This window comes from Paracoccus sp. SSK6, assembly GCF_039770665.1.
Lineage (GTDB): Bacteria > Pseudomonadota > Alphaproteobacteria > Rhodobacterales > Rhodobacteraceae > Paracoccus.
Window position 1 is genome coordinate 21,297 of the sequence record NZ_JBDPNJ010000030.1, and the last position, 9,822, is coordinate 31,118.

General features: G+C 66.7%; 10 protein-coding genes. 7 read left to right on the forward strand and 3 right to left on the reverse strand.

Translation table 11 applies throughout. From position 1 onward, the window contains the following. The first annotated feature begins 37 nt into the window (after window positions 1-37). Window positions 38-1,795, forward strand: a complete 1,758-nt coding sequence (locus AAIL68_RS14790; protein WP_347140517.1) for an FAD-dependent monooxygenase — start codon at window positions 38-40, stop codon at window positions 1,793-1,795. Window positions 1,796-2,039: 244 nt separating this feature from the next. Here AAIL68_RS14790 and AAIL68_RS14795 read toward each other — a convergent pair whose 3' ends face one another. Next, window positions 2,040-2,228 (reverse strand): hypothetical protein, encoded by a 189-nt coding sequence (locus tag AAIL68_RS14795; RefSeq protein WP_347140518.1) that lies wholly within the window; start codon window positions 2,226-2,228, stop codon window positions 2,040-2,042. 444 nt (window positions 2,229-2,672) lie between these two features. Here AAIL68_RS14795 and AAIL68_RS14800 point away from each other — a divergent pair, with 444 nt between their 5' ends. From AAIL68_RS14800 to AAIL68_RS14820, 5 genes are all read left to right on the forward strand, one after another. Continuing rightward, a complete protein-coding gene (locus AAIL68_RS14800) occupies window positions 2,673-3,617 on the forward strand; it encodes a tripartite tricarboxylate transporter substrate-binding protein (protein ID WP_347140519.1) in 945 nt (314 codons plus the stop codon). Between the two features lie 87 nt (window positions 3,618-3,704). After that, the gene (locus AAIL68_RS14805) at window positions 3,705-4,208 is read left to right on the forward strand and encodes a tripartite tricarboxylate transporter TctB family protein (protein WP_347140520.1); all 504 of its coding nucleotides are present in this window, start codon (window positions 3,705-3,707) and stop codon (window positions 4,206-4,208) included. 2 nt (window positions 4,209-4,210) lie between these two features. Continuing rightward, window positions 4,211-5,734 (forward strand): tripartite tricarboxylate transporter permease, encoded by a 1,524-nt coding sequence (locus tag AAIL68_RS14810; RefSeq protein WP_347140521.1) that lies wholly within the window; start codon window positions 4,211-4,213, stop codon window positions 5,732-5,734. A 19-nt stretch (window positions 5,735-5,753) separates the two neighbouring features. Then, window positions 5,754-6,938 carry a CoA transferase gene (locus tag AAIL68_RS14815; RefSeq protein WP_347140522.1) on the forward strand — a complete coding sequence of 395 codons (1,185 nt, stop codon included), beginning with the start codon at window positions 5,754-5,756 and terminating at the stop codon, window positions 6,936-6,938. Then, a complete protein-coding gene (locus AAIL68_RS14820) occupies window positions 6,935-7,762 on the forward strand; it encodes a citryl-CoA lyase (protein ID WP_347140523.1) in 828 nt (275 codons plus the stop codon). Before AAIL68_RS14815 ends, AAIL68_RS14820 begins: the two co-directional genes overlap by 4 nt. Window positions 7,763-7,819: 57 nt before the next feature. Here the strand turns inward: AAIL68_RS14820 and AAIL68_RS14825 are convergent, their stop codons facing one another. Continuing rightward, the gene (locus tag AAIL68_RS14825) at window positions 7,820-8,497 is read right to left on the reverse strand and encodes an IclR family transcriptional regulator (RefSeq protein WP_347140524.1); all 678 of its coding nucleotides are present in this window, start codon (window positions 8,495-8,497) and stop codon (window positions 7,820-7,822) included. Window positions 8,498-8,746: 249 nt separating this feature from the next. Here AAIL68_RS14825 and AAIL68_RS14830 point away from each other — a divergent pair, with 249 nt between their 5' ends. Next, a complete protein-coding gene (locus AAIL68_RS14830) occupies window positions 8,747-9,169 on the forward strand; it encodes an HWE histidine kinase domain-containing protein (RefSeq protein WP_347140525.1) in 423 nt (140 codons plus the stop codon). On the opposite strand, the gene AAIL68_RS14835 is transcribed toward AAIL68_RS14830, so the two are convergent. Continuing rightward, window positions 9,166-9,822 (reverse strand): hypothetical protein (locus tag AAIL68_RS14835; RefSeq protein ID WP_347140526.1); only part of this gene is annotated, 657 nt, incomplete at its 5' end. The two genes, AAIL68_RS14830 and AAIL68_RS14835, sit on opposite strands and share 4 nt — an antisense overlap.

Below are 9,822 nucleotides of genomic sequence, written 5' to 3' on the forward strand. Positions count from 1 at the left end.
GGCCCGCGCCCAACTGCATATCCTTGGGAGGACATCCATGGCAGACATGAGCACCGATGTGCTGATCATCGGCACGGGCCCCGCAGGCTCGGCCACGGCGGCGCTGCTGTCCAGCTACGGCATCGCCAACATGGCGGTGAACCGCTATCGGTGGCTGGCGAACTCGCCCCGCGCCCATATCACCAACCAGCGCACCATGGAGGTGCTGCGCGACCTGGGCCGCGAGGTCGAGGACGAGGCCTATCTGTTCGCCACCCACCAGGATCTGATGGGCGAGAACATCTTCTGCGAAAGCCTCGCGGGCGAGGAGATCGGCCGGATGAAGGCCTGGGGCAACCATCCGCTGTCCAAGGCCGAGCATCTGATGTCGTCCCCCACGAAGATGAACGACCTGCCCCAGACCTATATGGAGCCGCTGCTGTTCAAGACCGCCTGCCAGCGCGGCACCCAGGCGCGCATGTCCACCGAATACCTGCGGCACGAACAGGATGCCGACGGGGTGACGACGACCTGCCTCGACCGGCTGTCGGGCAGGGAATTCACCATCCGCTCGAAATACCTGGTCGGCGCGGATGGCGGCAAATCGCTGGTCGCCGAACATGCGGGCCTGCCCTTCGAGGGCAGGATGGGCGTGGGCGGCAGCATGAACATCCAGTTCCGCGCCGACCTGTCCAGATATGTCGCGCACCGGCCCTCGGTCCTTTACTGGGTCATGCAGCCGGGCGCGGATGTCGGCGGCATCGGCATGGGGCTGGTGCGGATGGTGCGGCCCTGGAACGAATGGCTGATCGTCTGGGGCTATGACATCAACGGCCCCGAGCCCGAGGTCACGCCGGAATTCGCCACCGGCGTCGCGCGCCAGTTGATCGGCGACCCGGATCTGGAAATCGAGCTTGTCTCCGCGAACACCTGGACGGTGAACAACTATTACGCGACCCGGACCAGCCAGGGCCGGGTGTTCTGCATGGGCGACGCGATCCACCGCCATCCGCCGTCGAACGGGCTCGGCTCGAACACCTCGATCCAGGATGCCTTCAACCTGGCCTGGAAGCTGGCGATGGTGCTGAAGGGGCAGGCGGGCGAACGCCTGCTGGACAGCTATGACGCGGAACGCGCGCCGGTCGCCCGGCAGATCGTCACCCGCGCCAACCAGTCCATCGCCGAGACCGGCCCGATCTTCGCCGCGCTCGGCATGGCCGAGGGCGTCAGCCCCGAGCAGATGCAGAAGAACCTGCAGGCCCGCACCCAGGGCACCTCTGATGCCGAGGAGCAGCGCGAGGCGATCCGCAAGGCCATCGCCTTCAAGAAATACGAGTTCGACGCCCATGGCGTCGAGATGAACCAGCGCTACCGATCCGAGGCGGTGGTGACGGACGGTCAGATCGAGCCCGCCTTTTCGCTGGATGCCGACCTGCATTACCAGCCCACCACCTGGCCCGGCGCGCGGCTGCCCCATGCCTGGCTATACCGTCACGACACGGGGGCCGAAGTCTCGACGCTGGATCTGTGCGGGCATGGCCGCTTTACCCTGCTGACCGGGCTTGGCGGCGAGGACTGGGTCCAGGCGGCCGAGGCGCTGGCGGCGGAACTGGGGATCGAGATCGCCGCCCATGTGATCGGCCCGCGCCAGACCCATGTCGATCACAGCGGCGACTGGGCCCGCCTATCCGAGATCCGCGACGATGGCTGCCTGCTTGTCCGCCCGGATCATCATGTCGCCTGGCGCTCGGTGACGAAAAGCGTCACCGCCAGGGCGGACCTGACTCGCGTGCTGAAGGCTGTTCTGGCGCGTTGAGGGCAGTCGCCGGGCTGACCGCTGATTCAGCATGGCATCCCTGAAAAGGGTTGATCCGTTGCCTGAAGGGGTTTCAGCCGAAAGCAGCATGACGTTCCCCAGGAAGGGAATTCGCAGCCTCCGGGTTCTCCAGGAACCTGGGGGCGCCGGAGATGCGGATTTTCCTGGTTTGCTGGTAAAGTCCGGCCACATTCCCGGCGGGATCTTCAAGAAGGGGCCGGAAAGGCCACCTTCCCGCCGGCCTCTATAATCCCCGATCAAGGTCAGGATCGATCCGTTCCTGATGTCGGCATCGGTCTCCACCAATGCCGATCTCGCCTGCTTCGTCGATGCCTCGGGCTATCGCGCGGTGGCTGACCGCAAAGGCTGACGCGTCGCCTTTCACCTGCTGCCGGATAAACGCCTGGGTTTGACCACGAAGCCTGTTGGTCAAGGCGCGCGCCTGCCACTTTGGAACGACCGTTCATGCTGCTGGCGGCACCGCGCCCTTTGCGCGTGTTGCGGGCACGGTGATCCAGGATGGCAGCCGTGCAGAAAGGGACCGGCAGGCGACCCCCCCTTCGCGCCTTGCGGAGGGCACAAGAAAACTCTCGCGAAAAGCAGGAATTGGCTACAGGCTTGCCATAAGGGCAGCGTGCGGCCTTTCCGCGAACCGCCTGCGGGGAAGCGGCAGATCCATGGAAAAGCATGGCGGGGCTTGGCGGCTCGCGCCATCTGCGCCGTGTCGTTCTGTACAACAGAACGATATTCTTATTGACAGAATGAGGCGTGATTCGCCATAAACCTGCTGGGGCCCGCATGGTCCCGCAGCGCCGAAAGGCGCCTTTGGGGAGGGGAGTTCTCGATGTTCAAAAGACGTGGCCTCTTGAAAAGCGGTATGGCCGTCGCCCTGGCAGGGGCCCTGATGGGGGCCGTGCCGGTCTTCGCCCAGGACGCACCGCAGCTGGAGATGTTCGTGCCGGCGGCGCCGGGCGGCGGCTGGGACCAGACCGCCCGGACGATGGAGCAGGTGCTGCGCAAGGAAGGCCTGATTTCCGGCGCGCAGATCACCAATGTCGGCGGCGCCGGCGGCACGGTCGGGTTGCCGCAGTTCATCAACCAGTGGAAGGGCAGGCCGAACGCGCTGATGGTGTCCGGCATGGTCATGGTGGGCAGCATCATCGCCAACCGCTCGCCCGTGTCGCTGGACCAGGTCACGCCCATCGCCCGGCTGACGGGCGAGTTCGAGGCCCTGGTCGTTCCGGCGGCATCGCCGTTCCAGACCGTGGATGATTTCATGGCGGCCCTGAAGGCCGATCCGGCGGCGGTCCCGGTGACCGGCGGGTCGGCGGGCGGTTCGGACCACATCCTGTTCGGGCTGATCGGCAAGTCGGCCGGCGTTCCCGCGACCAGCCTGTCCTATGTCCCCTATGCGGGCGGCGGAGAGGCCCTGGCGGCCCTGCTGGGCAACCAGGTCGCGGCGGGCATTTCCGGCTATGGCGAGTTCGCCGAGCAGGTGAAGGCCGGCGGGCTGCGGGTGCTGGCCATCTCGGCCGGCGAACGGCAGGAAGGGATCGACGCGCCGACGCTGAAGGAGGCGGGCATCGATGTCGAGCTGTTCAACTGGCGCGGTGTCTTCGCCCCGCCCGAGGTGTCGGACGAGGACAAGGCCGCGATGATCAAGCTGGTCGAGACCATGGCCGCCTCGGACTCCTGGAAGACCGAGGCCGCCAATCGCGGCTGGAGCGAGATCCTTCTGACCGGCGACGACTTTGCCACCTTCCTGGCCGAGGAAAACAAGCGCATCGAGGCGATCCTGAAGGATCTTGGCATGGCCTCGTAGAACAAGTGCGGGCGCGGCGGTCAAGCCGCGCTCTTGCCGGCACTGGAGGTCCACGGCTGCCTGGCAGTCAGGACAGGGAGGGAAATCATGTCCATCAACGAAGCGCAGCCCGCCCCGAAGCGGATCGCGGTACCTGAACTCATCATCGGCCTGGGGGTCGTGGGCTTTGCCCTGCTGGCGCTTTGGCAGACGCTGAGCATCCCCGCCTCGCCGATGTATGCCAAGGTCGGCCCGACCGCCTTTCCCTATATCACGGTGACCGGCCTCGCCCTTCTGGGGGCGCTTCTGGTCGTTGCCGCCCTGCGCGGCGGCTGGCAGCCGCAGGAGGAAAAGGAAACGCCCATCGACTGGAAGGGCGTGTCCTTTGTCGCCGCTGGCCTTCTTGCGAACCTTGTCCTGATCAAGCCGCTGGGCTTCACCGCCGCGTCGGTCGTCATGTTCGTGCTTGTCTGCTACGGCTTCGGAAGCCGCCATCCCCTGCGCGACGGGGGCATCGGTCTTGTTCTTGCGCTGGCGGCCTATTTCGGCTTCGCCAAGGCGCTTGGCGTCAATATCGGCGCGGGTGTCGTCGAACGCCTGCTGGGGGCCTGACAATGGAAACGCTTGCCCAGCTTGCCCATGGCTTCGCCGTCGCCCTGACGCCCGCCAACCTCATGTGGTGCCTTCTGGGCACCACGCTTGGCACCGCCATCGGCGTGCTGCCCGGCCTGGGGCCGGCGCTGACGATCGCGCTGTTGCTGCCGATCACCTTCCAGGTGCCGCCCGAGGCGTCGTTCATCCTGTTCGCCGGCATCTATTACGGCGCGATGTATGGCGGCTCGACCACCTCGATCCTGCTGAACACGCCGGGCGAAAGCGCGACCATCGTGACGGCGCTGGAGGGCAACCGGATGGCCCGGTCCGGCCGGGGCGGGGCCGCGCTGGCGACGGCGGCGATCGGTTCCTTCGTGGCCGGTCTCATCGGCACGGTGGGGATCGCGTTCCTTGCGCCGGTCGTGGTGGACATGGCGCTGCTGTTCGGACCCGCCGAATATTTCTCGCTGATGATCCTGGCCTTCGTGATGGTTTCGGCGGTCTTGGGGTCGTCGTCGGTGCGCGGGCTGACAAGCCTTTTCGTCGGCCTTGCCCTTGGCATCGTGGGGGTCGATCTTCAGACCGGCCAGGCCCGCTTCACCTTCGGCATGGTGGAACTGCTGGACGGCGTGGATGTCATCCTGATCGCCGTCGGGCTGTTCGCGGTGGGCGAGACCCTTTACATCGCTGCGCGCCGATACGCCGGGCGGGACGAGGTCGTGCCGCTCAGGGGCTCGCTCTACATGACGGCGCAGGAATGGGGCCGGTCGTGGAAGGCCTGGATCCGTGGCGCCCTGATCGGTTTTCCCATCGGCGCGATGCCGGCGGGCGGGGCCGAGATCCCGACCTTCCTGTCCTACGCGCTGGAAAAGAAGCTGTCCAAACACAAGGAGGAGTTCGGCACCACGGGCGCGATCGAGGGCGTTGCCGGGCCCGAGGCGGCCAACAATGCCTCGGCTGCAGGGGTGCTGGTGCCGATGCTGACGCTGGGCCTGCCGACCTCGGCCACCGCGGCGATCATGCTTTCGGCCTTTCAAAGCTATGGCATCCAGCCAGGGCCGCTGCTTCTGCAGACGCAGCCCGGCCTGGTCTGGGGCCTGATCGCCAGCCTGTTCCTTGCCAACATCATCCTTGTCATCCTGAACCTGCCGCTGATCGGGCTTTGGGTGCGGATGCTGAAGATCCCGGCGCCGCAGCTTTATGCGGGCATCCTCGTCTTCGCGACGATCGGCTCCTACGGCATCTCGCAATCGGTGGTGGATCTCGTCGTCCTCTATCTGCTGGGCGCGATGGGCTTTCTGATGCGGCGCTTCGATTTCCCGACGGCCCCCGTCATCATCGGCATGATCGTCGGGCCGCTGGCCGAGGCGCAGTTCCGCCGCGCGCTGACCATCTCGAACGGCGATGCGACGGTGTTCTTCACGCACCCGATCTCGCTGGCGCTGCTGGTCCTGTCGGCTGTCGCGCTGCTGGCCCCGCATGTCTACGGATGGATCCGCCACCGCCGGACGCGCGGACCCGACCACGTGCCGGGCGATGCCTGAGACAACGAAGGAACCAGCAATGTCCATGCTTCTTGACGGCGTCAGGGTGCTTGACCTGACCAATGTCCTGGCCGGTCCCTATTGCGCCTATCAGCTTGCGCTTCTGGGGGCGGACGTGATCAAGGTCGAATCCCCCGGAGGGGGCGATCTTGCCCGCCAACTGGGCGCGTCCCCCGACCTCAACAAGGCGCATATGGGCGCGTCCTTCCTGGCACAGAACGCCGGCAAGCGCTCGGTGGTCCTGAACCTCAAGGCCGAAGCCGACCGGGACCGCTTCCTCGACCTGGTCGCCTCGGCCGATGTCCTGGTCGAGAATTTCCGTCCCGGCGTCATGGACCGCCTGGGACTGGGCCATGCCAGCCTGAAGAAGGTCCAGCCGAAGCTGGTCTATTGCGCCATCTCGGGTTTCGGCCAGACCGGGCCCATGCGGGGCAACCCGGCCTATGACCAGATCATCCAGGGGCTGTCGGGCATCATGAGCATCACCGGCACGGCTGACACCGCGCCCCTGCGGGTGGGCTATCCGGTGGCGGATACCCTGGGCGGCCTTGTCGGCGCCTTTGCCATCGCTGCGGCGCTTGTCCGCCAAAAGGCCACCGGAGAGGGCGCCTTCCTCGATGTCTCGATGCTGGAATGCACGCTTTCGGCGCTTGGCTGGCCGGTGTCGAACTATCTCATCGCCGGGGTCGAGCCAGAGCCGATGGGCAATGACAACATGACGGCGGCGCCATCCGGCGCCTTCAGGACCGGCGACGGGTTGCTCAACATCGCCGCCAACAAGCAGGACCAGTTCGTCACCCTCGCCTCGCTGATCGGGCGGCCCGAGCTTGCCGGTGATCCCCGCTTTGCGGAACGCGAGGCGCGCAAGGCGAACCGGGCCGCCCTGACCGCCCTGATCGAGGAAGCGCTTGCCAGCCGCCCTGCCGCCGAATGGGAGCAATTGCTGAACGCCGCCGGGGTGCCGGCGGGCCGCGTCCTGACGATCCCCCAGATCCTGGCTGAACCGCAGGTGATGCAGCGCAATGTCACCACGCGCTTCGAAGATGTGCCGGGGGTCGATGGGCAGCTTACGGTGGTGCGCGGCGGCTTCATGGTGGACGGGACGGCACCGCTGCCGAAAGCGCCCCCACCCTCTCTGGGAGAGCATATGGAGGACATCTTCGCGGACCTTCCGTCCCGCAACCGGCCGGAGACCGTGGCATGACCCATCCCGAGAAGAAGACCGGCCGGAGCCGGGGCGAGGAATGGTGGTCAACCGACATCATCGAGATGTCGCCGGGCGTGATCCGGCTGCGCGGCTATGAGATCCAGGATCTGATCGGCCGGGTCAGCTTTCCGGCGATGATCTGGCTGATGCTGCGCGGCGAGCTGCCGACCGAGCGGCAGGCCGCGCTTCTGGGCATCGCGCTGGGGGCGGCGGTCGATCATGGGCCGCAGGCGCCGTCGATCGCGATCGCCCGGATGGCGGCGACCTGCGGCGTCGGCATCAACAGCGCCATGGCCTCGGCCGTCAACGTCTTGGGCGACGTGCATGGCGGCGCGGGCGAGCAGGCCCTTGCCTTCTTCGGCGAGATCGCGGACGCCATGGATGGCGGCCTGGATCTGCAGGCGGCGGTGTCCGACCGGCTGGACCGCTTCTTCCGCGAGGCGCAGGGCTATGTGCCCGGCCTCGGCCACCGCTTCCACCCCATCGACCCCCGCGCGCCCCGCCTGCTGGAGATCACGCGGGACTTCGCCGCCGAGGGCGTCATCGACGGCCGCTTCGCCGGGATCGCCGAGGCGGTCGAGGCAGAGGTCGCCCGCCGGAAAGGCAGGCGGATCCCCCTCAACATCGATGGCGCGACCGCCGTCATCTATGGGGAGCTGGGCTTCCCGCCGCCGCTGACCCGAGGCCTGTTCGTGCTGTCCCGCTCGGTCGGCATCCTGGCCCATGCCTGGGAACAGTCGCAGCGCTCCGAACGGAACAAGGGCCCGCTGCCAAGGGAATGGCTTTGGGCCTATACGGGCACCCCCGTCCGCGATCTTTAGGCGCCGGGCGAGGCTGATCCTTTCGCCGCCCGACCCCTGCGAAAGCCCGGCTTTCGCTCACAACAGGGATGTCCTGAGACGCGCGGCGCTTTCCTTCAGCGCCTCGATCGCCCCCCGCCGTGCCGCAGGACCAAACCGGCCGAGAAGGGCCGAGGCCGACAGCGCGCCGCGCAGGCGGCCCGCGGAATCGAACACCGGCACCGATACCGCCGCGATCTCGGGATCGCGCTCGCCCAGGGAAGTGTAATGGCCGGTCCGGCGGATGTCTTCGTAAGGCTCGCCGGGGCAGCCGTCATAGGCAAGAAGGACACGGCCGCCCGCGCCCCGGTCCAGCGGAAGCCGCGTGCCTTCTTCAAGGTGGTGCCGGACGGACCGGGGAGAGTTGAGCCGGTAGAGGCAGATGCGTTCCGCGCCCTCGCGGACATAGAAGGCGGCGGTTTCGGTCGTTGCCTCGACGATCCGGCGCAGTTCCGGGCGGATGTGTTCCTCAAGATCGAAGCTGCGCCGATACAGCGATCCAAGGCGCCAAAGGCTGGGGCCCAGATGATAGACGCCCCGGTCGTCGCGCGCCAGATAGCCGAACCGCTCCAAGGATCCCGCAAGCCGCAGGATCGTGCTTTTGTAAAGCCCCGTTTCCTGCGCCAGGGCAGCCAGGCTGAGAGATGTCCTGCCCTCCTGGAAGGCATCAAGGATCAGCAAGGCCCGCTCAACGGCGTCAACGCGATTTTCGCCCAAGCCCTGTACTCCTGCCAGAAAGGGAGATGATCCCTGGGACAAGGCATTCTGTCAAGGCGAACACCATTCTATCGAATGGCACGGCAGGGAAGGAAGGGTGCGTTGGTTTTCCTTCCGCCGGAACCCCAAAAGGATGAAGGATCCGTTGCGGCTGGCCTGCTGTTTCCAGGCCTTCCTGGCAAAGCCCTTCGGTGAAAGAAAACGCCGGCCTCATGGGAGTGTCCCGAACCTGGAGACAGGGGGGCGGCGTTGAGCCCTCATGGTGGGCTCCGCTTCGATATGCCGGTGCCGGTGCGCGACACGCCGGGCGCCATTGCCGAATGGCTTGGCACCTCGACCGACATCCACGACCTGCGCGACTTGCAGGCGCGGCAGGGCGTGATGGTGGCCGAACATCAGCACCGCACCCGCCACCTCATCACCGTGGTCGGTGCGATCTCGCGCCAGACCATCGACAAGGCGGGCTCGCTTGACGACTTCCGGCACCGCTTCGACGACAGGCTTGCCCGCCCTGTCGCGCGTCCAAGGCCTGTTGTCGCGTCTTTCGGCGGGCCAGCGGGTGAGTTTCGGCCAGTTGCCTGGATCGGAACGGTCGGCGATCGGCGCACGGGCAGGAAGGTGGCGCTTGACGGAGCCCAGACGTGCCGCTTCCTCTGGCCTTGCACGAACTAGCGACGAATGCCCTGAAATACGGGGTGCTTGCTTGCCCAGAAGGGCGGCTTGCGATCCGCTGGAACGTGACGGCCTGCCCCGGCGGTCAGCGTCGCCTGCGCGTCGATTGGCGTGAAACGGGCCTGCGGATGACCGGCGCGGACCATCGCCCGCAAGGCGCCGGGTATGGGCGCGTGCTGATCGAACGCGCGCTGCCCTAGCATCTGAACGCCGCGACGACCTATAAGCTGACGCCCGACGGTGTGCATTGCACCATCGACATGCCGATCCCGGCCGCCTCGCCCCCCGCATGAGCATCGCGCCCCGGTCGCGATGAAGCCGCTACGGATCGCGTCGGTTGCGCAGCTTCCGGGAAAGAACCAGTCCGCATAGCGTGCTGACCACCTGTTGGCTGCCCACAGGAGGCCGGACCGACGATAGCGAGGCTCGGCGGCTTCGAAACCCGCCGCAAGGTCATTGGCGATGAAGTAATCGTCTTCAACGATCAGAACGCGCCAGATGAAACCGGGCACAGCGTCACCTTCCCGGCAGGCGCATGTCGCACACCATGGCGTGCCATGGGCAAAAGCCACGGAAGCAGAGCAGGGGGGCTTGGCTTGAGCGATATGGCCCGCACGTCGCGAGACCGGCTCCACCACCCGTCCCTGAAACGC